The organism is Prevotella sp. S7 MS 2, assembly GCF_000762865.1.
Lineage (GTDB): Bacteria > Bacteroidota > Bacteroidia > Bacteroidales > Bacteroidaceae > Prevotella.
Map to the genome: position 1 here is coordinate 1 of NZ_JRPT01000034.1, position 26716 is coordinate 26716.

Genomic DNA, 26716 nt, shown 5'->3' on the forward strand with positions numbered 1-26716 from the left:
TTTATGAGAAAAGTTCTGACACGAATTAAGAGTTGGCTTCAAAAGCTTTCTTTTAAAACAGGTGTATGTGTGTTGTTGATGTGTATACCTTTTTATATCATCTCTTTTGGGCAGATGGCATTACCTATATCCACGTCTTTGAAAGGTGTTCTATGGGTGGTGTTTTTTGGCTTGGCAAAAACATGTCAATATGGTGGTTTTACCATTCTGGGAGTAGAAGGATGGAAAAGATTAAAACAGAAATTTCCTAGATGATATTCATATATAAAGAAAGCTTCTTGCAGAATAATAGCAAGAAGCCTTCTTTATATAGTTTTCCTAAGTCAAAGTTCATCACATTCTTCTAGCCATAAACGATTCATAGCATCGCTAGGCATACGCCAATCTCCCCTTGGACTGAGGCTTACACTTCCAACCTTTGGACCATCCGGCAGACAACTGCGTTTGAACTGTTGTGTAAAGAATCTGTAATGGAAAGTTCTGAGCCAATGCTTGATGGTTTCCTGAGAATATTGTTCAGGCTTGAAAGCTTTACATGCAAGCAGATAAATCTTTTTAGGACTAAAGCCAAATCTCAAGAGATAGTAAAGAAAGAAATCGTGTAGCTCGTATGGACCAACTAAGTCTTCCGTCTTTTGTTGGATGTTCCCAGATTCAGCGGCCGGGGTAAGTTCCGGACTAATCGGTGTATCAATGATATCTAATAAGATGTCGTGTACAGTTTGGTCTAATGTTGTTGCAACATATTCTACCAAGTACTTGATAATAGTCTTGGGAACACTGGCGTTAACTCCATACATGCTCATATGGTCTCCATTATAAGTAGCCCATCCTAATGCTAATTCAGACAAATCACCGGTACCAATGACTAGTCCACCAACCTGATTACTCAGATCCATCAGAATCTGGGTACGCTCGCGAGCCTGAGAATTCTCATAGGTTACATCGTGTACCTTGATATCATGGCCTATATCATTGAAGTGTTGTATTACAGCATTGGCGATATTGATTTCACGAATTTCAATCCCAAGTTTTTGCATGAGATGGATTGCATTGTGATAGGTACGGTCGGACGTACCAAATCCCGGCATGGTGACACCAAGGATACCTGCTCTATCTAATCCTAACTTATCAAAAGTCTTGATACATACAAGGAGTGCCAATGTTGAATCTAATCCTCCACTGATACCTATAACTACTCGTTTGCTATGTGTATGTTGTAAACGTTTGGCTAACCCCATTACCTGTATATTCAGAATCTCCTCACAGGCAGCACTCAAATTCTCTTCGTGTGGAATAAAAGGTTGTGGATCCACTTGTCTAGTTAATGTAAATGGACGAGGGGTAATCTCTTTGCAATTGATGATAATCTTATTAGAATCAGTGTTGTTGGTAGTTGGACGTTGGGCATTGACAAATGTGGAATTATTGCGACGCTCTGTACGTAGACGTTCTACATCGATTTGAGCCATCTCCATTTGGGGCGATAACACAAATCTATCTGCTTCTGCAAGGAGACTCCCATTCTCAAAAATAATAGCATTTCCACCATAGACTAAATCTTGTGTACTTTCACCATAGCCGCTACTGCTATATATATATCCAGATATAGTTCTGGCGCTTTGCTGTCTTAGCAAAGCCATCAGATATTGATGCTTACCTAGTAAATCATTGCTTGCTGATAAATTGAAAATCAAATCAGCTCCGCATACGGCTAATTGGTTACTAGGTGGGATGGGCGCCCATACATCTTCGCATATTTCAACGCCAAATTTGACACCACCTGCTGTTTGGAATAGTTGAGGGGTTGATGTCACAGATACATTTTGTCCGGCATATCGAATCGTGGTATCGTGTAAATCTTGTGAAGAAGCAAACCATCGCTTCTCATAAAATTCATTATAATTTGGTAGATATGTCTTCGGTATGATTCCCAATATATGTCCACGTTGGATAACAATGGCACAGTTGAGTAATAAGTCGCCGACGCAGATGGGAGACCCTATAATACTGATAATATCAAAATTGCTTGTAGAACTCACAAGTCGAGAGATATTTTCTTCAGCGGCATCTAGTAACAGTTGTTGGCGAAATAGATCTTGACAAGTATATCCTGTTACAGATAATTCTGGAAACACAATAATCTCAACATCTTCATTTTCAGCTTGCTGAATAGTTGATATAAGATTATCGGTGTTGTATTTGGCATCGCCAACAAGTACATTTGGTATTGCTGTGGCTACTTTGATAAAACCGTAATTCATGATAAATATTATTTGATGACTACTTGGGTGGCTCCATAACCATATTCTAGAAATGAAGCATCTTGATATTGAACTTTCTTATATTTGTAATTTAGTTCGTGAATGATGGATTGCCTTAATACACCATTTCCTTTACCATGGATAAAGACTATTTTTTGTCCTCGTCGATTCTTATAGTGCTCCATAATTTCATTGAATTTCTCCATTTGATAGTCTCGTATATCTTCTGGTCTCATTCCGGCTGTAGTATCCAATAATTCATGAGCATGTAAATCTACAACAAGGATATCGGAGTCTTTCTGTCTGATAAATCGTTTATCTTGAGATTGAACATTTTTAGTATCCTTATCTGTGGCAAAGTCCAGAGTACTAGCTATTTTCATTGAAGAACTAGCAGGTGGTTCATCATCTATAATTAAATGATACAGTAATGCCGGAGATTCAAAAAAGTCACTCTCTACAAATACATGAGATTTATAGAATTTAACAGGATCTAATTTTAGCCGTATATTAAAAGCTGGTTTTCCGATGAATACCTTTTCTTTCTTATAAAAGAAGGCTTGGAGTGATATGCGCGAAAGGTCATTTAGCATTTCTAAATCAACATCTTCAATAGCTAATTGAGTATTGGGCGCTATTTCTCCTTGAAAGTGTAAATTGTGATTGCTTTCTTGCAAAGAGGCATAGGCGCATTGCACATAGTAATTACAATCATTAATGATGTACGCCTTGAAAGATGATTGTGTGATATTTAGCGGATTTTGGGGAACAAAGGCTAGATATAGATTAAGTAAATCCCCACCCTTTCTCTCCTCAATAGGTTTCTTGAAAGTAATTTCCGGTTCTTCGAAGAAGCTACTGTCATCAGAATCATCATCAGCTATTTCTTCATGAAGTAATGCTTTGATACTATGGTTTTTATGTTCTTGCTCTTGATTTTGTTTCTTCTCTAAAGCATTTGTTTTTGATTTGATGGCTCTTGATGTGCTATAGTCATCCATGTTTGTGACAACAACATCAGATCTGGAAACTGGTATTTGGAAGCCATCTTCGTCTTCAACCAATACTATCTGATGACTTTGAAATCCCGCAATGGTCCCACCGCCAATTTCATTTAAAAAGCGTACTCTATCTCCTATTTTCATAATGATGTGTTCTATGTGAATTATGGAATTAATAAACTACTATCACCATAGCTTAAGAAGCGAAAATCATGTGATAGGGCATAGTCATAGATGGTTTTCCAGTTTCCCTTGACAAAAGCACTTACCAATAGAAGTAATGTACTTTGTGGTTGGTGGAAATTGGTAATGAGCATCTTTACATACTTATATTCATAGCCGGGTGCAATAATAATTTGTGTACTGCTATGAAGAGCATTCAGTTCATTTTCATTTAGATAGTCTAAGATATTTTGAATGGCCTTCTGTGGGGTAATCTGATTGATAAGCCCACCTTCTACCTCATTTTCATATGGCTCCCATTGGAAAACGTGTAGTTGCTCTTCAGTAAGGTTTTTGTCATGTTCCAGTTTCACACCCATGTAATAAAGGCTTTCAAGTGTTCTAACACTCGTTGTTCCAACAGCAATAGCTTCGCATTGATGATTTAATAATTTAACGAGCGTCTGTTTGTGTACGCAGATGAATTCTGTGTGCATTTCATGTTCTTTTATTTCAGGATGCTTGACAGGCTTAAATGTCCCAGCTCCTACATGCAATGTTAATTCTTCGGTTTCAATACCTAACTTTTTGATAGAATCTAATACCGAATCTGTGAAATGTAAGCCTGCTGTTGGTGCAGCCACACTTCCCATAATTTTACTATATACAGTTTGGTAGGTGGTTTTATCACTTTCTTCTGTCTCACGATTTAAATATGGCGGGATTGGTAATTCTCCAACAGTTTGTAGTATCTCGGCAAAACTTATACCTCCCGTTGTGTCCCATTCAAAATCAATCCAATATCCAGCACTAGGAGTTTTGAATGAAGAATGTAAGATGTGGTTTGCGTCAAATTCTTTTCGATTAGCTTTTAAAGTGATTTTACATCCACGAATTTCAAAATCTCGTTCTAAAGTTCCATTCTTCCATTTCTTCAGATTGCCGACCATACAGATCCACGAACATTTGCCTACAGACTGGAACATCTGTTCATAGTCTGCCGGTTTTGCAGGTTCTAGTAGAAAGACTTCTATTAATGCTCCTGTTGATTTACGAAAATGTATTCGTGCCTGAATCACTTTCGTATTATTATATACCATGAGAGCCCCTTGGGGCAGCCAATGAGAAATATTATAAAAATGGTCTTGTTCTATTGTGCCATGGTTATATACTAGTAACTTACTATGGTCACGTGGACTAACAGGGAATTTTGCAATTCTTTCATCGGGTAAATCGTATGTATAATCACTTATTTGAATGTTCTTTGTATTCATTTTTATATAACAGAAATAATTAATGAAAGGATTAGTAACATGACGAAAATAGATATTACGACATCAATATCCTCATGGCTATATCCAGTAGATGTATATTGAGATGATATATAATTTATTTTGGGTGAATATTTATAATATATATAATGGTACACTTTATAACTAATTATTCCAACGAGACTCCCCCACAACATGCCCATGCATACATCGCTGGGATAATGAAGTCCTAGATATAATCGCGTAATGGAATTTATTATAGCCCATATGTACATGATAATACTCAAGGAGAGGCTTCGCGTCAGGCAACAAATGAAAGTGGCTATAGCAAAAGTGTTTGCTGCATGTGCAGAGAAAAAGCTAAAGTCTTTTTCGCCTACCCCGTTTAGAATATCCAATGTGTATTTAATATATGGATCATTGATAGGACGTAGACGCTCTACCAATGGCTTAACTAGCAAATTATCGGTTCCACTAGCTAAGAGAACTCCAAAGAGAATTCCCAATACTGTTATACAAATCTGTAACATAGTCTCATTGTTTTTGACAACGAGAAAGAATATTGCAAAGTATAATGGAATCCATGTATACCCTAATGTAGAATATTGCATGAGATGGTCTAATAACAGATTGTTACTGCTATTAAAGCTATGTAATATATTTATATCAATCTGATTGATATTACTGTAATCCATTATATAAGAATTATATCTTTTCGATAGAACTTGATGGTATCCACCCCTCACGACCATCAGCTAATTTAATATTCCACCAATTTTTCATGCCTTGGTCAATAATATCTACTCTAGTTCCCTCATGGATAATAAATTGACTTGCATTATTTTGTGTAGGGGTTTTATAAACTGATACCGAAGGACTTATAACTATTGCCCCTGTAGAGTTTTGCAGGTTATATTTTTGCTGGTACGAGAAGACCATACTAACGATAAAAAGACATAAAAAGCAAATCGAAGCATAGAAGCCGCCTTTTCGGAATAATAATTTATTAGAGAATAGGTATAGCAATAAGAATGCTAAAAATCCTATTAACGCTATGATGGATATATAAGCCCAATTGTCAACACTCGTAAAATTCACACATGATTTGTACCACGTTATAAAGAACATTTCATTGTCTTCAGCAATTTTATCAATAGTCTTACTTCTGGCAAATTGTAAATTGAAGCGTATATCCTTATTTCCCGGTTCTAATTGTAAAGCACGTTCGTATGATAGTACAGCATGTGTAATATCATTCGTACGATAGTAAGCATTTCCAAGATTATAATAGAGCAAAGCATTTTTGTGACCCTTTAATAACTGGGTGTATTCTTTGATTGCTAATTGATAGTCACCTGTTATATATGCCTTATCTGCCGTATCTTTATTTGCAGCTATAGTAGTACCAGGAAGTAATGAACCAAGAAGTATTAACAGAATAATAAAATGAGTATTATATCTCTTCTTATTCATGACATTCTCTATATTTGTAATGGCTGTCATAGCTGCATTAAAAGTCTTATTCATATTACCTGTTACATCTCCTGGGGCATATCGTTCATATTCACATTCATCTATTGCTGTAATGAACATAGAGATGGTAGCATCATCTACATTATAGCTTTGTAACTTTTCTGATATATTCTCACGAGAAAGTTTTTCTACAGGAATATTTATTTTGTCACCTACATATCCCCATAAAGCCCTTAGAACTTCGTCATAGAATTCATTATCCCTATTGGCTTCCATTAAATTCTTGGCATTCTTTAATCTCTTATTGGCAACTTTATTAGCTTTTCTCCCTTTAGAAGCAATGATGTCAGCATTTTCTTTTGCTTGTTTCCTGAAAGCAACTGATAATATGCCAAATGTGACAATAGGCAATATCAAGAATAGCCAATAACTAAGAGAATCAAAGAAACTTTGATGTATATCGTAGGAATCTACATTCCCACGTTTAATATCTCGAATATCATTTTCCTTCATACTGAAGTCTGAAATCGTACTATTAGTACCATTACCTTTTGAAACCTCTAAGTTGAATGATTGAGTTGATATTGTCTTGTATGAATTTGAGGAAATATCATAATAAATAAACTCTATAGCTGGAATTTTATATTGCCCAACATTCCTTGGTACTATGATATAATCGTATACCATACTGCCTTCCACACCTTGAGATGTCAATTGAGTTTTATCAGTTATCTTAGGAGCATATTTATCAAAGTCTTTTGGTAATTTTATTTCAGGCTGTTTTATCAACTTTAGATTACCGACTCCACTAACAGCTACACGCAACTGAACTGGTTCGCCTGTCTTTATTTGGCTTTTATTTAATTGGGCTGATATTTTGAAAGTTCCAACACCACCGGAAAAATCCATGGGACGTGTAGGAAGTGGCAATACTTGTACATCAATACTTGGCGCAACGATGTTCCTCTTAACCTCCACATATCCAGAACCTCCATTAAAGAATGCTTCTAATGGGTCTACATTTCTATTTTGTTGAACAACAATGCCCTTGAAAGTAATACTAGGAATCGTTAATTTCCCTGTAATTTGGGGATACATGACATATTGACTCCATGTTACACACCTATAATTCCTACCATTAACTTTTTCTACATGGAAGTTTTTTTGTTGTGGTAATTTTATTTCTTGTGTATGGAAGCCTGTTAGGTCGGGCATTTTTCCTTCTAATTGTGTAAGATCAAGTAACGTATATACCTTATAAGTTAATAGTATTGGTTCTTGTTCATGTACCACCCTTTTATTTGCGCTCACTTTGATAAACAAATCATTACCCGATATTTGGGAACCAGCACTACGCATCTGTGCATTATTGTCTTCATGCATCTGAGGACTGGTTGTATTTCGGGCATGTCCGGATACTTCTACTTTAACAGCATGTGATACTATTTTCTTCCCATTAACGATAGCAACAGCAGAAGGAATTGTATATATACCATTTTTAGCTGCATATAAGGTATACGTATATGTGATGGATGATGAACTACTTGCTCGTCCATTAATGATTTGATAACTAGATTGTGAAGATGTATATGGCCCTGCCAAGACCTCAAGAGCAGATGGTATGTTACCAGCTCTAAAGTCATTAACGTCTTGTGTTGGAATAGTATAGGAGAGTCTAAAGTTCTCTCCAACAGCTACTTGATGTGGAACAGAGACGGAAATTGTTTGTGCAACACTTTGCATGTTCCACAATATCATATATAATACGCTTATAAAAAAAGATGCTCTCTTAGTCATTAAATATCTTTATTATAATGTTTTTATAGGCAACTATTTCTGTTACCAATTCTTCTGCAACTGTTTAGATTTTGGCTGTTGCATGGCTTTTTTTAAACGTTGTTGAGTATTCTCTTCCTGTTGCATCGCAGCATTTAATAATTGTTCTGCATTACTTTTACTCATACTCTGTTTGTCTGGACTCTCTTTTTTAGATTTGTCTTGCTTATCTTTATCTTGCTTATTATTTTTATTTTGTTTATCCTTATCTTTTTTATCTTTGTTCTGCTGGTTGTTCTTGGGCGGTTGATTCTTTAATAACTTCTGACAAAGAGCTAAATTATATCTAGTTTCATTATCTGAAGAATTGTTCCTTAAACTCTCTTTGTATGCTTCAATTGCTTCCGCATATAATTGACGTTTCTGACATATAACCCCTATATTGTGATATGATTTAGATTTGCGGATTTTATTTGTTTCCATCTTTCCCGCATTTTCAAACTGTACAATCGCAGCAGAATCTTTTTGTTGAGCAAATAGTGCATTTCCTAGGTTATATACCGCTTGCGCATTACGGGGATTTTGAGATATTGCTTTCCTATAAGAAACTTCAGCTTGAACATATTGATCTGTATGAAATTCCTTATTCCCTTTACGAATATTTCGTCTATCAGCTTGTGCATATATGGAATTGCTTCCTATGATACTAAGCAAACAGCACAATATCAATTTATTTATATTCATTTATGTTCTCTTTTAAACAAATGGTAAGACTTCAAATGTCGATTTTTTGCATTGAGTATACAAACGTCTATAATTAATAGAATCAACAAAATAATACCAAAAGCCTGAAATTGTTCGGCATACTGGCTGTATATCACAGAGTCCGTTTCCCCTGTTTGTAATTTAGTAAGTTCTGAATTCAATTTCTTTTGTGCATCGCTGGTATTGTCGACATGTATATATGTACCGCTTCCTGCCTCGGCTATTTGTCGACACATAGTTTCATTCAATGCTGTCATAACTGTATTACCAGCATTATCTTTCAGATAGCCACCCTCTCTCAACGGTATTGGTGCCCCTTTGGGATCTCCAATGCCAAGGATAAATACATTGATTCCTTTTTGATGGGCTGCTTTAGCTGCCTCGGTAGCACCTCCCTCATGGTCTTCACCATCTGTAATAACTATGATAGCTTTTCCAATATTTGATTGTTGGGAGAAACTATTAGTAGATATTTTAATAGCTTCTGCTATGTCAGTACCTTGTGTGGCTATCAGTGATGGATCTATATTCTGCAAAAACATTTTGGCAGAGACATAATCGCTTGTTATAGGTAATTGCACAAATGCGTCTCCAGCAAAGACAACTAATCCTATCTTATCATTGTTAAAATGGTCGACAAGATTTTCTATAAGAAGTTTACTTTTGGCCAAACGAGAGGGAACTACGTCTTCTGCAATCATAGAGTTACTTATATCCAATGCTATAATTGTCTCTATCCCTTGCCGCTTCTCGTGACTAATTTTGGTGCCCATCTGCGGACGGGCTAACATAAGTATTAATATAAATAAGGCCGCACACAATAACCAAAACTTTAAATTAGGGCGCAATTTAGAATAGTTTGGCGATAATTGTTTAATAAGAGCTATATCGCCGAGCCGTTTAAGTTTGGTTTTACGTTGTTTCCATGCAATTCCTTGCCATAAAAGTAAAGCCGGAATAATACATAAAAACCATAAATATGTGGGATCTTCAAATCTAATCATAAAAAATCAATCAGTATTTTTTTATTACCTTTAAGGAAGTCTCCTCAATACTATATATTGTGTGAGTATTTCCAATAATAGGAATATGAATGCAAAAAGGACGAATGGTTGGAATGCCTCGTATCTTTTAGAGAATTGCTTGACATCCATCTTCGTTTTCTCCAATTTATCAATATCTTTATATATCTGCTTTAATTCATTATTATTGGTAGCTCTATAAAAGTTCCCATCCGTCGTTATTGCTATATCACGTAATGTTTTTGTATCTATTTCTACCGGCATATTTACATATTGTACTCTACCGGCAACATTCATGGGATAGGGAGCAACTTTATTGGTGCCTACTCCGATTGTATATACCCTTATTCCTAAGCTCTTAGCAATCTGTGCTGAAGTCATTGGCGACAAATCACCCATATTATTACTACCATCAGTTAACAGAATCACAACTTTACTTTTTGCTTTGGAGTTCTTTAAGCGTGAAACTGCATTTGCCAGTCCCATACCGACAGCTGTTCCATCAGAAATTAAGCCTCTCGCAGCAATATCTGTTCTTACATTATGTAAGAGATTGGCTAAAGATGCATGATCGGTCGTCATAGGGCATTGTGTAAAAGCTTCACCAGCAAAGATTGTCAAGCCTATATTATCATTAGGACGATCGGCAATAAATTCCGCAGCAACATTTTTTGCAGCTTCTATACGATTGGGCTTCAGATCTTCAGCAAGCATAGAGGTTGATACATCCATAGCCATCATTATATCAATACCTTCTACCAATTTGTTATTCCATGAATTACGAGTTTGAGGTCTCGCCATAGCTACTACAATCAATGTAAATGTTATACACCTTAATATCATAGGGGCATGGATAAGTCGCATTCTCCAACTCTTATGAACATATTTATAAGCGAATGTATCGCTCATCCTTAAAGTTGGCTCAGAATCTTTCCTGTATAAGAAATACCACAAGATATATGGTATCAATAATATCAATAATATAAAATATTCCTTATTTGCAAATTCCATATCAGCCAATTAATTGATAAATAGCATACATGATATATCCGAAGAGAATCGCAGCAAATCCTATAACAATACTAATTGTTGTTTTAATAATGACGCGCTGTTTCTTAGATTCCAATTCGTTCTCTGTCAGTTGTGGAACTATACGTTCTTCTTTCGGTTCAATATTCTGTTTGGTGCTGTCTATAAAATTGACAGCATTGACTAAGTTCAAATCATTTTCATTGATTAATGTCGAGTATTTGGCAAATTTTACTAAGTCTGCAGTCTCAAATAAGTTATGAAGTTCGTTTAGCATTACTTGATCTCCATTATCGCGCAATTTAGAAATAATTTCACTACTTGTCATTTCCATTGCACTGAATCCGAAACGCTCTTGGATATACAATCTCAATGTGTCGGTCAATTTTGTATAATACTCCTTCGTATTTTCTGATATATCCATCTTGTCAGATTTAATCTTCTCTATCTCGTGAAGAGCTTTCTGATGAGGTGGTATATGTTTAATTATCCTTATCTTTGTGATAATAGGTTTGTTTTGTTTTAGTCTTACATATAGGTATATGGCTGATATACAAAGTAAAAGCAATAATATGCTCAAGAAAAATAAAGGAGCCCATTCACTCCATAAGAATGGATTGGACTGAACATCTTTTGGTGGATAAAACTTGTTAGGATGAAGAGTATCCACATCAATTGTCAATACTTTTAGTGCAAGAGGATTACCTTGAAAGTTCTTTCCATTGATTAAAACCTTGATAGCAGGGATGGCATATAGCTTTTCTGAGAAAGCTGTCAGCGTAATAGTTTTGGAATATTTGCTTTGGTTGTCATCAGCATCAGTAAGCACGACAGGACTTGATTCAATGATCTCAAGTCCGGGAACAATTTGCTTGGCAGACATTAGCTTTGGAAAGGTGACCTTACTTCCCCTTGGAGCTGTTATGTCAATAGTGAGATGCGCTTGTTCACCTATTAAAATAGATATAGAATCTATCTTTTGAACAACTTGTACTTGTCCAAAAGTAGAGACTGGAAAGAGCCCAATAAAAGCAATACTTAATAAGAAACTTTTAATCCAAACGTGCATAATCAATTCCTTTGCTTAAACAAATACATGAGAGACTTTACATAATCTTCATTTGTTGCTACAGAAATCCAATCAACTTGTCCCTTTGCAAATAATTGTTTCAAGACTCTTTGTCTTTGATACCAATATTGGGTATGGGCATTCCTAACGAGTTTGGAATTGGTGTCTATTATCATCTCATGACCTGTTTCCGCATCCACGATATTTACCAAACCTACATTTGGTAATGCTTTTGCACATTGGTCATAAACTTGAATAGCCACTACATCGTGCCGTCTACTTGCAATAAGAAGTTCTTTTTCGAATGATTTTTTATCATAGAAGTCGCTTATGACAAATGCAGTAGTTCTATGTTTCATCATCCGTGAAAAGTAAGAGAGAGCGAATGATATATCTGTCTTACGACTCTGAGGTTGGAAATCCAACATCTCTCTGATAATGAAGAGAATATGTTTCCTGCCTTTCTGAGGCGGAATATACTTTTCTATTCTATCTGAGAAAAAGATTGCCCCTATTTTGTCATTGTTTTGGATCGCACTAAATGCCAATGTCGCAGCAATCTCTGTAGCCAAATCTCGTTTCATCTGGATTTGTGTCCCAAACTCAAGGCTACCGGAAACATCTATCAGCAGCATGGCTGTCATTTCCCGTTCTTCTTCGAATACCTTAATATATGGATGGTGAAAACGTGCCGTGACATTCCAATCGATGTCACGAACATCATCACCAAACTGGTATTCTCTGACTTCAGAGAAAGCCATTCCCCTACCTTTAAAGGCTGAATGATACTGTCCGGCAAAGATGTTTTGACTCAAACCTTTGGTCTTTATCTCAATCCGTCTTACTTTTTTTAGAATATCGCGAGTTTCCAAAATGAATTCTATGATTGATAAATCTTAAATATAACTACAATGAAATTCAATTATGGAACTTCCACCTTATTGATAATCTTTGATACGATTTCCTCTGTAGATACATTATTGGCTTCTGCTTCGTAGCTTAGACCGATACGGTGCCTCATGACATCATGCACGATAGCTCTCACGTCTTCAGGAACAACATATCCACGATGTTTGATGAAAGCATAAGCCCGTGCAGCATTTGCAAGATTAATACTAGCTCTAGGACTACCACCGAATGTAATCAAATCCTTTAATTCCGGTAGTTGGTATCTCTCCGGGAATCTGGTAGTAAATACAATATCTGCGATATATTGGGTGATTTTATCATCAATGTATACTTGATTGACGATAGAACGAGCCCTAACAATGTCGTCCAAAGAAGTAACAGGCGCTACCGTCCCCCAATCCGACGACAGATTCTTACGGATAATGAGCTTCTCTTCTTCTAAAGTTGGATAGTCAATAACCACTTTCAACATAAAACGGTCAACTTGTGCTTCTGGCAATTGATAAGTACCTTCCTGTTCAATTGGATTCTGGGTAGCCATAACCAAGAATGGATTTGGCAATTTGAAAGTGTTGTCACCAATTGTTACTTGATGCTCTTGCATAGCTTCCAATAAAGCACTCTGTACTTTGGCTGGAGCACGGTTAATTTCGTCTGCAAGAATAAAGTTTGCAAAGACCGGGCCTTTTTTTACTTGAAACTTCTCATCTTTTTGAGAATATATCATTGTTCCGATAACGTCAGCCGGAAGTAAGTCTGGAGTGAACTGTATTCTGCTAAAATCTGCGGCTATCAATTGAGAAAGTGTTTTGATAGCCAAAGTCTTAGCTAGTCCGGGGACACCCTCCAATAGAATGTGTCCATCGCTAAGTAATGAAATCAGCAAACAGTCTACGAGGTGTTTTTGCCCTACTATTACTTTATCCATACCTTGTACAAGGTTGGTAATAAAGCCACTCTGTTGTTCAATTCTTATATTTAATTCCCGAATGTCAATAGATTCTGCCATATTGTAATTTTGATATATTATGTTACGCAAAATTACAATAATAATAGAAGAGAGGCGAAAGTGAGAGACTAAAAAAGTATAAAAACAAAATCGTCTCTATTAAAATAAGAAAACAGCTATAAAAAGAAAGAGAGTAGAAGGATATATCTTTCTACTCTCTTTTTGTTATTACTTTGAAAGAAAGTAATTAAGCTTCTGCAGGAGCAGCTTCTTCAGCAGGTGCTTCTGTAGCTTCCTCTGTAGCTTCAGCAGCCTGTGTCTCAGCAGCTAATGCTGCTTTCTTGTCTGCAACTTTCTTTGCAATAGCTTCGTTCATCTTCTTCTCTGCTTCCAATGCAGCGGCAGCTAGACTTTTCTTTGTGTCTGCAACCTTTGCGCGTACAGCGTCTACGCCTTGATTTTTTTCGTTCTTCCAAGCGTCGAACTTCTGCTGAGCGGTAGCTTCATCGAAAGCGCCTTTCTTTACACCACCACGAAGATGCTTCATGAGGTATACACCCTCATTCTTCAAAATTGTACGTACAGTGTCTGTAGGTTGAGCACCAGTCTCTACCCAATAGAGAGCACGTTCGAAATTCAAATCTACAGTAGCCGGATTGGTATTAGGATTGTAAGTACCAATCTTCTCAGTAAATTTACCATCACGTGGTGCACGAGCGTCAGCGATAACAATACCGTAGAAAGCGTAGCCTTTACGACCGCCGCGCTGTAATCTGATTTTTGTTGCCATTTAATTTATTTATTATAAGGTTTGAATTTTATGCTATCAACTCGTAATAGCGGTGCAAAGGTAATTCTTTTTATGTTCTAAGAACTACTTTGTATTGATTAGAAACATGATGTTAATTATTATTAACAAATAACACTATCAAAACCTTACATAACTCCGTCTTCACGCAGTTTTAATTGCCACTTCCATGCACTGGCAAGTACATCTTCCAATGGAGTATCTGCTTTCCAACCAAGAACTTCATTGGCTTTGCGTACATCTCCCCAAACCTTTTCAATGTCTCCTTCACGACGTGGGCCGAACTTCCAATTCAATTTGACACCTGTAGCTTTCTCAAAACCTTGTACAATCTCTAATGTCGATTCTCCCTTGCCGGTGCCAACATTAAAGTATTCCAAAGGTTCTGTTTCTTTTTCAAGTACACGTTCCATGGCTTTCACATGGGCTTTAGCCAAATCAACAACATAGATATAGTCGCGGATACATGTACCATCCGGTGTAGAATAATCGTTTCCAAAAATAGTGATTTCTTTTCTAACACCAATTGCCGTTTGTGTTACAAATGGAATCAAATTGTTAGGAGTGCCATTGGGCAATTCGCCAATTAGGGCAGATGGGTGAGCACCAATAGGATTGAAATAACGCAAGATAATGCTCTTTACATTAGCTCCACTATGAATATAGTCTTGAATAATCTCTTCGTTTATCTGCTTGGTATTACCATAGGGGGACAATGCTTTCTGGATAGGTGCAGATTCTGATACCGGTAGATTCTCAGCAGTTGGCTGCCCATATACCGTACAACTTGATGAGAATATAATACCTTTCACATTGTATTTTGGCATTAGTTCAAGCAAATTGACTAGTGAAATGACATTATTTCGATAATACATCAACGGCTTTTCTACACTTTCCCCAACTGCTTTTGATGCTGCAAAGTGAATAATACCTTCTATCTTAGGATATTTTTGAAATACTTTCTCTGTTGCCTCATAGTCTTTCAAATCTACATTTTCGAACTGGGGACGGATGCCTGTAATCTTCTCAATACCATCAAGAACTTCGATTTTAGAGTTTGACAGATTGTCTACAATGACAACTTCATAGCCTGCTTGCTGTAATTCTACAGTAGTATGAGAACCGATAAATCCTGTGCCGCCTGTTACCAATATTGTCTGTTTCATCTTATTGATTATTTAAGTAAATTGATTGAGTGGCAAAAATACGCAAAAATACGCTTTGTTGCAAATATTACATGCCAAAATACTTTGTATGACAGAACTTTTCTCATCTATACGAACGTATGTCTTATTTTTAGACTAACTTTGCATAAAATTGGAAATTATTATTATCTGTCTACTAAGGAGAAAGATGAAGCGCTTATTATGGCTTATTGGCATCCCCATATCAATCATTTTAGTATGGGTGATTTTTATTGTTGTTCGGTGTTGGCCGGGAAATGAACGGCAATTAACTTCTTCATTGGTTACAATGAAAAGAGTCTCTTATTTCACATTGTTATCAAATCATTCTCCCATTCTTTACTTCTCCTCTCTTCGTGATGATTCTCTAATGGAGCATCCTGCATGGAATAAGGATTCCATTATTACGAGTACGCAAATGTATCATGGATTTTGGATAAAGCCTTCATGGCTCTTTCCTGTTTGTAAAGGGAGAATGGTGGCTGCCATAGATTCTGTAAAAACGGTCTATAATGAGCAAGAAACTGTGCTTATTGTGAAAAAGGAAATCAACCGTTTGCAGAAAAAACTGAGGGATCTTGATGCACAGAGAGATGAATACAGATATTATTTGAAGGTTCACAGCGTGAAAGACGAAGGATATGAATTGGTTGCGAAACATGCAACTATAAATCATTCACGAATGGATACGATTCAACACGTTTTGCGTTTACTATCAGCTCATGTTTCCAATAAGAAATTAAAAATCAACAGAATTGATCAATACCATGCCTATATACGCCATTCGCAGAAATCAGCTTCTATAGAATGCTCTTTAGTAAGATATGGGACAAAAGGACAAATCGCATTGATGCAAACTATTGATAAGAAGACACCAAAAGATGTTTTTGCTATTAGCATTATACCGTATGCAAGCATGTTCTGGCAAGGAGTTCTCTCGCTAAGCAGTCGGGATTCTCTTCCTGTGCCGACTGCATTGGGAGAATGTGGTGCTCCTATCTTTACTAAGTATGGTAACATGGTTGGTATGAAGTTAAACAAAGGTGGCGTTGACTCTAAAGATATTTTGAAATGAAGAATTCAGCAATAGCAATTGGCTTTCTTACTATATTTTCTTTTTGGGGATGTAAAGGACTATCTACTGGTAATACGACAACCGTTGAAAAAGGGGATACAACCTATATAGGTGGTATCGTTGATGGAGCATATTCCGGATATGGAATGTTGTTGTGGCATGACAGCATCATATACAGAGGCGAATGGAGAGCTAATAAACGCCAAGGATATGGAGAATTTACAGATTCTATAGGGAGACACTATATTGCAACATGGGAAAATGATACGCTTGTAGAGGGAAGTCGGAAAGATTCTATAGGTATATATACGGGACAATTCAATCAATTCGGACAAGCTTGTGGCCATGGCGTGTATCGCGGTAACGATGGTTCATATTATGAGGGACATTGGATGAATGATCGACAAGATGGATTTGGCGTGGGAATGACAGCTCGCCACGCATTAAAATCAGGAGAATGGAGACAAGGAGTATTCAGAGGCGAACGAATGACATATACTTCTGAGCGTATATATGGAATTGATATATCCAAGCACCAGCATATCATTGGCAAAAAGCGATATGGTATTAACTGGAATAATCTACGTATTACTCATTTAGGAAGTCTTAGTAAAAAGCGAATACAGGGATATGTTGACTATCCTATATCGTATATATACATCAAGAGTACCGAAGGAACAACCGTGCGTAATAAGTTTTATAAATCTGATTATATAGAGGCTCATCGGCATGGTTATCATGTCGGGGCATACCATTTCTTCTCTACAACGTCTGACGCACGGGCACAAGCTCTTTTCTTTTTGAAGCATACACTCTTTCGCAACGGTGATTTTCCACCTGTTTTGGATGTAGAACCATCGCATGCGCAAATACAAAAAATGGGTGGAACAACGGTACTATTTAATCATGTTCGTACTTGGTTGCGTATCGTTGCAGCTCATACACACCAAAAACCGATTCTTTACATTAGCCAGTCTTTTGTAAATAGGTATTTGAAAGAAGCTCCCGACATCAAGCGCGATTACCAAGTGTGGATAGCCCGTTATGGTGAATACAAGCCAGATGTGAGATTGATTTATTGGCAATTGAGCCCTGATGGTCGGGTCAACGGGATTAAGGGCGAAGTCGATATCAATGTGTTCAATGGTTATACGGCAGAGTTCAATCAGTTCATAGAGAAATATGCCTTATAGCAATGAAGCTGTTCCAGCCTCAATCTATTTGCCTCGATAAAAGGAAAATGTTTGTTGCTGATGATAGGTAATACTTTATTCCTTTTGGGGAAGATAGGAATATTATTTCATTTATATTTTCTTGATTCAATGCAAAGTCTCAACAGAATTGCTGTTCAAATGTATCAGCAGTGCTGTTAAGACTTTGCAATATTGCTGCCTTGGCTTTGCAGCCAAAGGTGGGTAGGCCTCTACCCTATTCAAAAACTTCGTCTATGCCGTTGAAATCGTCTTCCGGAATATTGGCGCAAGGGTTATATCCTTCTGGTAAACCGAATTTTACTTGGGTATCATAGCCTAGACTACGGTCTCTATAAACCTTTTTCATATAGTAAGCCCATATAGGAAGAGCCATTGTAGCACCCTGCCCCATCTGCATGTTTTTGAAATGGATGTCGCGGTCTTCACCTCCTACCCATACACCACTAACCAGTTGGGGAGTAAATCCTACAAACCATGCATCGCTATTGTTATTGGTAGTACCGGTCTTACCACCTATCTCGCCCTCTAGATTGTATTTATAACGCAGGCGACCGGCAGTACCTCCATCTACGACCGCTTGCATGAGAACCAGCATTTTGTTGGCGCTCTCGGCACTAATCACCTCGTTCATTCGAGGCTGGAAACGTGCAACGATATTTCCTTCATTGTCTTCTATGCGTGTAACAAATAAAGGTGAGGTTCTAATACCGTGGTTGGCAAATGTGGTATAAGCACTTACCATTTCGGCAACACTTACATCGCACGGACCAAGGCATAGCGACATGGATGGATGGATATCCGGATTGTTGATGCCAAAATCATGAAGTGTGGAAACAAATTGTTGAGGATTAAGCTTAGACATCAAGTAAGCTGATATCCAGTTGTTGGACTGTGAGAGTCCCCATTTCAGTGTTACCATTTGTCCATATCGACTTCTGCTAGCATTTCTTGGTGTCCACGGGCGGCCGGCTACCATGTATGTATGTTGCACATTGGGTGCTTGGTCGCAAGGAGAGAAACCATTTTCCATTCCAAGGGCATAGAGGAAAGGCTTGATGGTAGAACCAACTTGTCTTCTACCACCGGTTACCATGTCGTACATGAAGTGGGTAAAGTCCATCCCACCCACATAAGCTTTCACATAACCATTCTTTGGATCCATACTCATAAAGCCTGCACGTAAGAATGATTTATTATAGCGGATTGAGTCTATCGGACTCATGAGCGTATCAATATCGCCATGATAGGTGAATACAGTCATCTCGGTCTTGGTACGAAAAGATTCATCTATCTCTGCATCGGAAGCACCATGAGCCTTCAATATGCGATAGCGCTCACTCTGACGAACGGCTCGTCGCATAATATCTTTTACTTGCTGTTTGGTTAAATCGCCGGAAAACGGTGCATCAGGATTGTTCAGATTACTTTTATCGAACTCCTTTTGCAGGTATTGAGCTACATGTCCATACATGGCTTCTTCTGCATATCGCTGCATTCGACTGTCGATAGTCGTGTATACTTTCAGCCCGTCTGAGTAGACATTATAGGGTGTTCCATCTTTCTTGTAATTCTTGTTACACCATCCGTATAAGGGATCATTAGCCCATGCAATGGAGTCTATCGTATATTGCACTTTATTCCAAGAAGGATAATCGTTGATGTTGGGTTGAGAAGCCATCATATATCTGCGTAGGAAATCGCGGAAATAAGTGGCAGTTCCATCCTTATGATCCATGCGATGGAAATTTAATGCCAATGGCTCATCGCTATATTGATTGTACTCGGCAGTAGATAAATAACCGGCTTTCTGCATTTGTGACAATACCACATTTCTACGTTCTACACAGCGTTCGGGGTATCTGACCGGATTGAACAATGAGGGATTTTTACATAATCCAATGAGTGTGGCGGCCTCACAAATGGTAAGGTCGCTGGGCTCTTTATCAAAATAGGTATTAGAAGCGGTCTTGATACCAACAGCATTATGTAAAAAGTCGAAATAATTGAGATAGAGCGCAATGATTTCTTCTTTGGTATAATTACGCTCCAATTTGACGGCTATCACCCACTCTATCGGTTTTTGGAGTACACGCTCTAGCGTGCTGTGGGCTACATCAGAAAATAATTGTTTGGCTAACTGCTGAGTTATGGTAGAACCACCGCCTGCAGAAGTCTGTCCGAATAGTCCACGTTTAATGACAGCGCGCCCTAATGCGATGAAGTCTATGCCTGAATGGTTGTAGAAACGAACATCCTCCGTAGCAACCAAGGCTTTGACCAAGTTTGGAGATATTTTTGAATAGGGAACGACAATACGGTTCTCTTTGTTGATATTCCATGTGCCAATGACTTTACCATCAGATGAAAAAACTTGTGTGGCAAAGCGATTGATAGGGTTTTGCAAATCGTCTATTGGCGGCATATAGCCTATCCAACCATTCCAAATGGCGGTAAAAGCTAAAACACATGCTATTATACCTGTAGCCAATAGTCCCCATAAGAGATGTATGAAAGTCTTTCTCATTATAGTCAAAATGTCTATAGATAACTTGACAGTATATCTTTTTATTTTTGGCAAAAGTACAACTTTTCTCACAATTAAGTGGCTTGAATTAAAAAATATGAGTAATTTAGCAAACGAAAACGGAACTATCAATCGCATTTTAGATGGAGAAACATAACTTTGTAACAATTGCCGATCTGACGAAGGAGGAAATCCTTTATTTAATAGAGATGGGGCAAGAGTTCGAGAAGCATCCCAATAGAGAGATTCTGAAAGGGAAAGTAGTAGCAACATTGTTCTTTGAACCTTCTACAAGAACGAGGTTGAGTTTTGAAACAGCAGCAAACAGACTAGGAGCTAAAGTCATAGGTTTCAGCGATGCGAAAGCATCTAGTGTTACCAAAGGAGAGACGTTGAAAGACACGATACTCATGGTAAGCAACTACGCAGACGTTATTGCGATGAGACATTACATAGAGGGTGCTGCTCAATATGCCTCGGAAGTAGCTCCTGTTCCGGTAGTCAATGCGGGCGATGGTGCCCATATGCATCCTTCACAATGTTTGCTTGATTTGTATTCTCTCTATAAGACCCAAGGAACATTAGAAAACTTGAATATCTATCTTGTCGGTGATTTGCGATACGGGCGTACGGTTCACTCACTCATCACAGCCATGCGCCACTTTAATCCAACTTTCCATTTCATAGCTCCGCCTGAATTAGCCATGCCAAAAGAGTATAAGATTTACTGCAATGAACACCATATTCACTATGTAGAACACGAAGATTTCAATGAAGACGTCATAGCCGATGCCGACATTCTCTATATGACACGTGTACAAAAGGAACGTTTCTCTGATTTGATGGAATATGAACGTGTTAAGAATGTATATATCCTACGCAATGATATGTTGGGTAAGGTGCGCCCAAATATGAAGATTATGCACCCACTGCCACGCGTGAATGAAATTGCATTCGATGTAGATAATAATCCGCATGCATATTATATTCAACAAGCAAAGAACGGATTGTTTGCAAGAGAGGCAATATTCTGTTATTGTTTGGGAATAACATTGGACGATGTTAAGGCCGATAAAACTATCATTGATTAATGAAAATGGAGATGAACAACAAGAAAGAAAGATTGGTTGCTGCTATTGAGAACGGCACTGTTATCGATCATATTCCGGCCGATAAGACTTATCAGGTGGTAGCATTATTGGAGTTGGAAAATCTAGATTCGCCCGTCACTGTTGGTAATAATTATGCTTCAAAAAGGTTTGGACGCAAAGGTATTATCAAAGTCTCAAATAAGTTTTTTACCGATGAGGAGATTTCCAAGTTGAGTGTCATATCACCTAATGTCGTATTAAATATCATCAAGGACTACGAAGTAGTAGAAAAGAAGACGGTTCGCACTCCTGATGAGTTGAAGGGCATTGTGAAATGCAACAATCCCAAATGTATTACGAATAATGAGCCCATGCAAACTATATTCCATGTGGTAGATAAAGAGCATGGAGTGTTGAAGTGTCATTATTGTGATAAAGAACAATTTATTGACCAAGTAAAATTGGTATAGTTGTTTCAAATATAGGTATAGTTTAATTTTTACATATTATTATTGCCACAATGAAAAGAGATCAAGAAATTTTTGACCTTATTGAGAGAGAACATCAGCGTCAGCTTAAGGGTATGGAACTGATTGCATCTGAAAACTTCGTAAGCGATGAGGTGATGCAAGCTATGGGTTCTTACCTTACAAACAAATATGCGGAAGGACTTCCCGGTAAACGCTATTATGGTGGATGTCAGGTTGTTGATGAAGTGGAAGATTTGGCACGCGAACGTGTAAAGAAGCTTTTTGGAGCGGAATTTGCAAACGTGCAACCTCACTCTGGAGCACAGGCTAATGCAGCTGTATTCTTCGCCGTATTGAAACCTTGTGATACTTTCCTAGGACTAAACCTTGCTCATGGTGGCCACTTGTCGCATGGTAGCAGCGTCAATACCTCTGGTATCCTTTATAACCCTATTGGTTATAATCTTGATAGAGAGACGGGAAGAGTTGATTATGATGAGATGGAGAAGTTGGCACTCGAACATAAGCCGAAGCTGATTATTGGTGGGGGTAGTGCATATAGTCGTGAATGGGACTATAAGCGTATGCGTAAGATTGCAGACGAGGTGGGTGCTTTGCTCATGATTGATATGGCTCACCCTGCAGGATTGATTGCTGCTGGACTTCTTGATAACCCTGTTAAATATGCACATATTGTAACAAGTACTACTCATAAGACTTTGCGTGGTCCTCGTGGCGGCATCATCTTGATGGGTAGGGATTTCCCAAATCCGTGGGGAGAGACAAATAAAAAAGGCGAAGTGAAGATGATGTCACAGCTTTTGAATTCAGCTGTATTCCCCGGAATCCAAGGTGGACCACTAGAACATGTGATTGCTGCAAAGGCTGTTGGTTTTGGTGAGAACCTTCAAGATTCTTGGAAAGTATATGCAGCTCAAGTTCAGAAGAATGCAACTGTGCTTGCTGACGAATTAATGCAGCGCGGATTTGGTATCGTTAGTGGTGGTACAGACAATCATTCTATGTTAGTGGATTTGCGTTCTAAGTATCCAGATTTGACAGGAAAGATTGCAGAGAATGCATTGGTTGCTGCTGATATTACTGTCAATAAGAATATGGTGCCATTTGATACAAGAAGTGCTTTCCAGACAAGTGGTATCCGTTTGGGGACAGCTGCTATGACAACTCGTGGCGCCAAAGAGGATATGATGAAGCTCGTTGCAGAACTCATAGAAGAGGTTTTGAATAATCCGGAAGATAGTCAGACTATTCAACGAGTAGGTGAGAAAGTGAATGCAGCCATGAAGGATTATCCTTTGTTTGCATTCTAATAAAACAAACAAAACAATTGTAGCAGTTTCTTGTCTGTAGAAGAAATAGCTACAATTGTTCTATTAACTGAACTGTTAAGGATGATAGTACAATACATTATAACATTTCTTATCATCACCCTAGCATTATCATTTGCGTTTTTTAGGCTATATACGACTTTTAAGCATGCAAATGATAAGTGTTATGGATGTAGTGGTTGTGCTATCCATGATCAGATGTTGAAAAAAAAGAAAAACTGTCGTGTTCTTTCTACTTCTATAGAAGGAAAGGAAAAATATAAATTAGTATCAAAAATAGGAAATTAGCATTGAAGTATTAGTTAATTTCCTTTGCTTTCTAAAATATTAATTGTATTTTTGCATGGCTTTTGGAAGATTGGCAGAGTGACCGAATGCGCTGGACTCGAAATCCGGTATACCCTTTTCGGGTATCGGGGGTTTGAATCCCTCATCTTCCGCATCAAGAGAATAGCTTTTTATAGAAAGTTGTTCTCTTTTTGTTTTGAAGTTTCTTAGATAAGCTTGCTGAGTTTATCTCTTAATAAATTAGCTTTACTCTTTTGAATAGCTAGGACTATTTCGCATGTGTTATCAAAGTTTTGTGAAACAATACGTGGATTTAGTTCCTTGATAATACGCATGACACTATTGAGCATAGGATAAGTGAAAGTGTAAGTAACGGTCTCTTCTATAGGCATGTATACAACTTCACTAGCACCAATAGCCTCTGCCGCAGCTGTACGGTATGCAACAATTAATCCCCCAGTCCCTAAATTTACTCCTCCGTAATAGCGAACAACAACTATTAATATATCTGTTAGTTCGTTAGAATTAATTTGCCCTAAAATAGGTTTGCCGGCAGTACTACTAGGCTCTCCATCATCATTGGCTCTAAATTCAGTTCTATCTGCACCAAGCATATATGCATAACAGATATGACGTGCATCATAATATTTCTTTTTATATTGACTTAATAAGGATTTAATTTCTTCAACAGAAGAAACGTGGTGGGAAAAAGCAAGAAACTTACTCCGTTTTTCAGAGTAAGTCCCCTCGCCTATTTTAGATGTTATAGTCTTAAATTCGTCTATCATTTATTAGTCTGAGAGTTTATGAATCACAAGGCCGGAACGTAACTTTGGTTCAAACCAAGTAGCCTTAGGTGGCATAATATTTCCACTATCGGCAATATCCATAATCTGTTTCATGGTAACTGGATATAATGCTACTGCCATACGCATCTCGCCACTATCTACCCGGCGCTTTAATTCTTCCAATCCACGCAGACCTCCAACAAAGTCTATACGTTTATCGGAACGAAAATCCTTTATGCCTAATATTTCATCAAATATGAGTCTAGACGAGATATCAACATCTAAAACTCCTATAGGATCTAGATCATTGTATGTGCCATCTTTGGCCTTTAAACTATACCATTGGCCATCAAGATACATAGAGAATTCATGTAGGTGTTGAGGTTTGTAATTTTCACAACTTTTCTTCTCTATATAGAAATTAGTTCCTAAGGCTTTTAAAAACTCTTCTGATGATAACCCATTAAGATCTTTCACAACGCGGTTGTAATCAAGTATTGTTAATTGACTAGCCGGGAAGCATACTGCCATGAAGTAATTATATTCTTCAGTTCCTTTATGATTTGGGTTGTTTTTTGCTTTTTCTGCCCCTACTAATGCCGCTGCTGCTGAACGATGATGACCGTCTGCAATATATAGATTAGGCATTTTGGCAAATTCTTTTGTAATTGTATTGATATCATCGTCGCTGGATATAATCCAAAACTGATGCCGAAAACCATCTATCGGTGCAATGAAATCATATTCAGGATTGGTAGATGTGTATTGTGCTATTAATTGGTTGAGTACAGCATTATCAGGATAAGCAAAGAATACAGGCTCAATATTCGCATCGCATACACGTACATGTTTCATGCGGTCTTCTTCCTTGTCCCGGCGAGTTAATTCATGTTTCTTAATAACACCATTCAGATAGTCTTCTACATATGCACCCACAACAAGACCATATTGGGTCTTGTTATTCATAGTTTGTGCATAGATGTAATAGTTTTCTTTGGTATCTTGTTTCAACCATCCATTATCTTGGAATTTCTGAAAATGGTTTGCAGCACTTTCATACACACGAGGATCATATTCCGATGTTCCTTGCTCAAAATTTATTTCAGGTTTGATAATATGATAAAGACTTTTTTCATTCCCCTTAGCTTCAAGGCTCGCTTCTTCGGAATTGAGAACATCGTATGGACGACTTTCTATATCTTCTACGTATTGTCGTGGTGGTCTGATGCCACGAAACGGTTTGATGATAGCCATGTTACTATTTATTTACTTGATATTTAGTGCATCCATCTTTGAAGAAAGCATTGATTTGCTTAGCCGCGGCAATGCCTGCATTCGTATTTGCTTCCGCTGTCTGAGCTCCCATTTTCTTAGGAGTAGTAAAATAACGTCCTTCAAATTGCTGGAAATCTTTATCTGCATCTGGTTTAATATCTGTGATATATTTAAGGTCGGCACGTTCTGAAAGTAATTTAATAAACTCAGGTTCGTTGATAACTTCCTTACGAGCAGTATTGATAAGAATACCACCCTTTGGAAGCTGATTGACAGTACGATAATCAACACTGTCCTTAGTTTCAGGAGTAGCAGGGATGTGTAGAGAGATAATATCACAGGTCCGAAATAGTTCGTCTTGGCTCTTTACAGCATGAACTCCTGCAGCCTCTATTGCTTCAGCAGGACAATATGCATCGTAAGCATAAATATCCATACCGAATCCTTTAGCAATCCGGGCTACATTGCGTCCTACGTTTCCAAAAGCAAGAATGCCTAGCTTTTTATCTTTTAGTTCGGTTCCGGCTTTTCCATTATAGAAATTACGTACTGCATAGACCAATAGTCCAAACACTAATTCAGCCACCGCATTGGAATTTTGCCCCGGAGTATTTTCTACAATAATATTCTTCTCTTTTGCATAAGCTGTATCAATAGAATCATATCCAGCACCTGCACGAACAACAATCTTGAGTGCTTTAGCTGCATCTAGTACTTCTGGTGTAACCTTATCCGAACGAACAATCATGGCATCTACGTCGTTGATAGCCTCAAGAAGTTGTGAATTATCAGTGTATTTTTCGAGGAGAATTACTTGGTTTCCTGCACTCTCTATTTCTTTTTTAATACCTTCGACAGCTGTAGCTGCAAAAGGTTTCTCTGTTGCTACTAATACTTTCATGTCTTTTATGCGATTTAATGATTGAACAAATATAAACTAATAGTTGGGTGATAGTGTGA

Annotated in this window: 23 protein-coding genes and 1 tRNA gene; 7 read left to right on the forward strand and 17 right to left on the reverse strand. The window is 37.7% G+C overall.

Annotated elements, in window-relative coordinates; all coding sequences use genetic code 11:
* Window positions 1-3 precede the first annotated feature (3 nt).
* Window positions 4-255 (forward strand): hypothetical protein, encoded by a 252-nt coding sequence (locus HMPREF0671_RS12520; protein ID WP_036898703.1) that lies wholly within the window; start codon window positions 4-6, stop codon window positions 253-255.
* Between the two features lie 68 nt (window positions 256-323).
* On the opposite strand, the gene HMPREF0671_RS06970 is transcribed toward HMPREF0671_RS12520, so the two are convergent.
* The 13 genes from HMPREF0671_RS06970 to galE all read right to left on the reverse strand — a co-directional run bounded on the left by HMPREF0671_RS06970 (window position 324) and on the right by galE (window position 15664).
* Window positions 324-2264 carry an NAD(+) synthase gene (locus HMPREF0671_RS06970; RefSeq protein ID WP_036898643.1) on the reverse strand — a complete coding sequence of 647 codons (1941 nt, stop codon included), beginning with the start codon at window positions 2262-2264 and terminating at the stop codon, window positions 324-326.
* Between the two features lie 8 nt (window positions 2265-2272).
* The gene (locus tag HMPREF0671_RS06975) at window positions 2273-3409 is read right to left on the reverse strand and encodes a DUF2027 domain-containing protein (protein WP_036898646.1); all 1137 of its coding nucleotides are present in this window, start codon (window positions 3407-3409) and stop codon (window positions 2273-2275) included.
* Between the two features lie 20 nt (window positions 3410-3429).
* Entirely contained in the window at window positions 3430-4701 is a 1272-nt protein-coding gene (locus tag HMPREF0671_RS06980; protein ID WP_036898648.1) for an S-adenosylmethionine:tRNA ribosyltransferase-isomerase, read from the reverse strand.
* Window positions 4702-4703: 2 nt separating this feature from the next.
* Complete coding sequence (locus HMPREF0671_RS06985; protein WP_369793942.1) at window positions 4704-5450, reverse strand: phosphatase PAP2 family protein; 747 nt, start codon at window positions 5448-5450, stop codon at window positions 4704-4706.
* Window positions 5404-7968 (reverse strand): BatD family protein, encoded by a 2565-nt coding sequence (locus tag HMPREF0671_RS06990; protein ID WP_036898652.1) that lies wholly within the window; start codon window positions 7966-7968, stop codon window positions 5404-5406. The genes HMPREF0671_RS06985 and HMPREF0671_RS06990 overlap by 47 nt, the downstream gene beginning before the upstream one ends.
* Window positions 7969-8010: 42 nt before the next feature.
* On the reverse strand, window positions 8011-8691 hold the full coding sequence (locus tag HMPREF0671_RS06995; RefSeq protein WP_036898655.1) for a tetratricopeptide repeat protein: 681 nt from the start codon (window positions 8689-8691) through the stop codon (window positions 8011-8013).
* Complete coding sequence (locus tag HMPREF0671_RS07000) at window positions 8688-9716, reverse strand: VWA domain-containing protein (RefSeq protein ID WP_036898658.1); 1029 nt, start codon at window positions 9714-9716, stop codon at window positions 8688-8690. Before HMPREF0671_RS07000 ends, HMPREF0671_RS06995 begins: the two co-directional genes overlap by 4 nt.
* Before the next feature lie 30 nt (window positions 9717-9746).
* A complete protein-coding gene (locus HMPREF0671_RS07005; protein WP_036898661.1) occupies window positions 9747-10745 on the reverse strand; it encodes a VWA domain-containing protein in 999 nt (332 codons plus the stop codon).
* A 1-nt stretch (window position 10746) separates the two neighbouring features.
* Window positions 10747-11832 (reverse strand): BatD family protein, encoded by a 1086-nt coding sequence (locus HMPREF0671_RS07010; RefSeq protein WP_036898664.1) that lies wholly within the window; start codon window positions 11830-11832, stop codon window positions 10747-10749.
* Between the two features lie 2 nt (window positions 11833-11834).
* A complete protein-coding gene (locus HMPREF0671_RS07015) occupies window positions 11835-12704 on the reverse strand; it encodes a DUF58 domain-containing protein (protein ID WP_036898666.1) in 870 nt (289 codons plus the stop codon).
* Between the two features lie 50 nt (window positions 12705-12754).
* On the reverse strand, window positions 12755-13750 hold the full coding sequence (locus HMPREF0671_RS07020) for a MoxR family ATPase (protein ID WP_036898670.1): 996 nt from the start codon (window positions 13748-13750) through the stop codon (window positions 12755-12757).
* Between the two features lie 187 nt (window positions 13751-13937).
* Entirely contained in the window at window positions 13938-14480 is a 543-nt protein-coding gene (locus tag HMPREF0671_RS07025) for a 30S ribosomal protein S16 (protein ID WP_036898673.1), read from the reverse strand.
* A gap of 146 nt (window positions 14481-14626) precedes the next feature.
* Window positions 14627-15664, reverse strand: a complete 1038-nt coding sequence (galE, locus tag HMPREF0671_RS07030) for a UDP-glucose 4-epimerase GalE (RefSeq protein WP_036898675.1) — start codon at window positions 15662-15664, stop codon at window positions 14627-14629.
* Between the two features lie 187 nt (window positions 15665-15851).
* Here galE and HMPREF0671_RS07035 point away from each other — a divergent pair, with 187 nt between their 5' ends.
* Window positions 15852-16757: a hypothetical protein gene (locus HMPREF0671_RS07035; RefSeq protein WP_156431008.1), complete on the forward strand. Its 906-nt coding sequence runs from the start codon at window positions 15852-15854 to the stop codon at window positions 16755-16757.
* Window positions 16754-17950, forward strand: coding sequence for a GH25 family lysozyme (locus HMPREF0671_RS07040; protein WP_036898679.1), 1197 nt, complete (start codon window positions 16754-16756; stop codon window positions 17948-17950). Before HMPREF0671_RS07035 ends, HMPREF0671_RS07040 begins: the two co-directional genes overlap by 4 nt.
* A gap of 235 nt (window positions 17951-18185) precedes the next feature.
* Here the strand turns inward: HMPREF0671_RS07040 and HMPREF0671_RS07045 are convergent, their stop codons facing one another.
* Window positions 18186-20495 carry a transglycosylase domain-containing protein gene (locus HMPREF0671_RS07045; protein ID WP_036898681.1) on the reverse strand — a complete coding sequence of 770 codons (2310 nt, stop codon included), beginning with the start codon at window positions 20493-20495 and terminating at the stop codon, window positions 18186-18188.
* Window positions 20496-20638: 143 nt separating this feature from the next.
* On the opposite strand from HMPREF0671_RS07045, the gene pyrB reads away from it, so the two are divergent.
* The 4 genes from pyrB (at window position 20639) to HMPREF0671_RS07065 (ending at window position 23845) form a co-directional block, all read left to right on the forward strand.
* Window positions 20639-21586 carry an aspartate carbamoyltransferase gene (gene pyrB / locus HMPREF0671_RS07050; RefSeq protein WP_036898683.1) on the forward strand — a complete coding sequence of 316 codons (948 nt, stop codon included), beginning with the start codon at window positions 20639-20641 and terminating at the stop codon, window positions 21584-21586.
* Between the two features lie 5 nt (window positions 21587-21591).
* Window positions 21592-22056: an aspartate carbamoyltransferase regulatory subunit gene (gene pyrI / locus HMPREF0671_RS07055; protein WP_036898707.1), complete on the forward strand. Its 465-nt coding sequence runs from the start codon at window positions 21592-21594 to the stop codon at window positions 22054-22056.
* A gap of 50 nt (window positions 22057-22106) precedes the next feature.
* Window positions 22107-23387 carry a serine hydroxymethyltransferase gene (gene glyA, locus HMPREF0671_RS07060; RefSeq protein WP_036898685.1) on the forward strand — a complete coding sequence of 427 codons (1281 nt, stop codon included), beginning with the start codon at window positions 22107-22109 and terminating at the stop codon, window positions 23385-23387.
* A gap of 370 nt (window positions 23388-23757) precedes the next feature.
* Window positions 23758-23845 (forward strand) — tRNA-Ser (locus HMPREF0671_RS07065).
* 54 nt (window positions 23846-23899) lie between these two features.
* On the opposite strand, the gene HMPREF0671_RS07070 is transcribed toward HMPREF0671_RS07065, so the two are convergent.
* The 3 genes from HMPREF0671_RS07070 to HMPREF0671_RS07080 are packed head-to-tail and all read right to left on the reverse strand — an operon-like array spanning window position 23900 to window position 26657.
* The gene (locus HMPREF0671_RS07070; RefSeq protein ID WP_036898689.1) at window positions 23900-24481 is read right to left on the reverse strand and encodes a YigZ family protein; all 582 of its coding nucleotides are present in this window, start codon (window positions 24479-24481) and stop codon (window positions 23900-23902) included.
* 3 nt (window positions 24482-24484) lie between these two features.
* Window positions 24485-25735, reverse strand: coding sequence for a DUF1015 domain-containing protein (locus HMPREF0671_RS07075; RefSeq protein WP_036898691.1), 1251 nt, complete (start codon window positions 25733-25735; stop codon window positions 24485-24487).
* A 4-nt stretch (window positions 25736-25739) separates the two neighbouring features.
* Window positions 25740-26657 carry an NAD(P)-dependent oxidoreductase gene (locus HMPREF0671_RS07080; protein WP_036898692.1) on the reverse strand — a complete coding sequence of 306 codons (918 nt, stop codon included), beginning with the start codon at window positions 26655-26657 and terminating at the stop codon, window positions 25740-25742.
* Between the last annotated feature and the right edge of the window lie 59 nt (window positions 26658-26716).

Bases quoted from the DNA above. Each gene is read 5' to 3' on its own strand.
- HMPREF0671_RS12520 (WP_036898703.1), top strand. From the start codon at position 4: ATGAGAAAAGTTCTGACACGAATTAAGAGTTGGCTTCAAAAGCTTTCT.
- HMPREF0671_RS06970 (WP_036898643.1), bottom strand. From the start codon at position 2,264: ATGAATTACGGTTTTATCAAAGTAGCCACAGCAATACCAAATGTACTT.
- HMPREF0671_RS06975 (WP_036898646.1), bottom strand. From the start codon at position 3,409: ATGAAAATAGGAGATAGAGTACGCTTTTTAAATGAAATTGGCGGTGGG.
- HMPREF0671_RS06980 (WP_036898648.1), bottom strand. From the start codon at position 4,701: ATGAATACAAAGAACATTCAAATAAGTGATTATACATACGATTTACCC.
- HMPREF0671_RS06985 (WP_369793942.1), bottom strand. From the start codon at position 5,450: ATGGTCGTGAGGGGTGGATACCATCAAGTTCTATCGAAAAGATATAAT.
- HMPREF0671_RS06990 (WP_036898652.1), bottom strand. From the start codon at position 7,968: ATGACTAAGAGAGCATCTTTTTTTATAAGCGTATTATATATGATATTG.
- HMPREF0671_RS06995 (WP_036898655.1), bottom strand. From the start codon at position 8,691: ATGAATATAAATAAATTGATATTGTGCTGTTTGCTTAGTATCATAGGA.
- HMPREF0671_RS07000 (WP_036898658.1), bottom strand. From the start codon at position 9,716: ATGATTAGATTTGAAGATCCCACATATTTATGGTTTTTATGTATTATT.
- HMPREF0671_RS07005 (WP_036898661.1), bottom strand. From the start codon at position 10,745: ATGGAATTTGCAAATAAGGAATATTTTATATTATTGATATTATTGATA.
- HMPREF0671_RS07010 (WP_036898664.1), bottom strand. From the start codon at position 11,832: ATGCACGTTTGGATTAAAAGTTTCTTATTAAGTATTGCTTTTATTGGG.
- HMPREF0671_RS07020 (WP_036898670.1), bottom strand. From the start codon at position 13,750: ATGGCAGAATCTATTGACATTCGGGAATTAAATATAAGAATTGAACAA.
- HMPREF0671_RS07025 (WP_036898673.1), bottom strand. From the start codon at position 14,480: ATGGCAACAAAAATCAGATTACAGCGCGGCGGTCGTAAAGGCTACGCT.
- galE (WP_036898675.1), bottom strand. From the start codon at position 15,664: ATGAAACAGACAATATTGGTAACAGGCGGCACAGGATTTATCGGTTCT.
- HMPREF0671_RS07035 (WP_156431008.1), top strand. From the start codon at position 15,852: ATGAAGCGCTTATTATGGCTTATTGGCATCCCCATATCAATCATTTTA.
- HMPREF0671_RS07040 (WP_036898679.1), top strand. From the start codon at position 16,754: ATGAAGAATTCAGCAATAGCAATTGGCTTTCTTACTATATTTTCTTTT.
- HMPREF0671_RS07045 (WP_036898681.1), bottom strand. From the start codon at position 20,495: ATGAGAAAGACTTTCATACATCTCTTATGGGGACTATTGGCTACAGGT.
- pyrB (WP_036898683.1), top strand. From the start codon at position 20,639: ATGGAGAAACATAACTTTGTAACAATTGCCGATCTGACGAAGGAGGAA.
- pyrI (WP_036898707.1), top strand. From the start codon at position 21,592: ATGGAGATGAACAACAAGAAAGAAAGATTGGTTGCTGCTATTGAGAAC.
- glyA (WP_036898685.1), top strand. From the start codon at position 22,107: ATGAAAAGAGATCAAGAAATTTTTGACCTTATTGAGAGAGAACATCAG.
- HMPREF0671_RS07070 (WP_036898689.1), bottom strand. From the start codon at position 24,481: ATGATAGACGAATTTAAGACTATAACATCTAAAATAGGCGAGGGGACT.
- HMPREF0671_RS07075 (WP_036898691.1), bottom strand. From the start codon at position 25,735: ATGGCTATCATCAAACCGTTTCGTGGCATCAGACCACCACGACAATAC.
- HMPREF0671_RS07080 (WP_036898692.1), bottom strand. From the start codon at position 26,657: ATGAAAGTATTAGTAGCAACAGAGAAACCTTTTGCAGCTACAGCTGTC.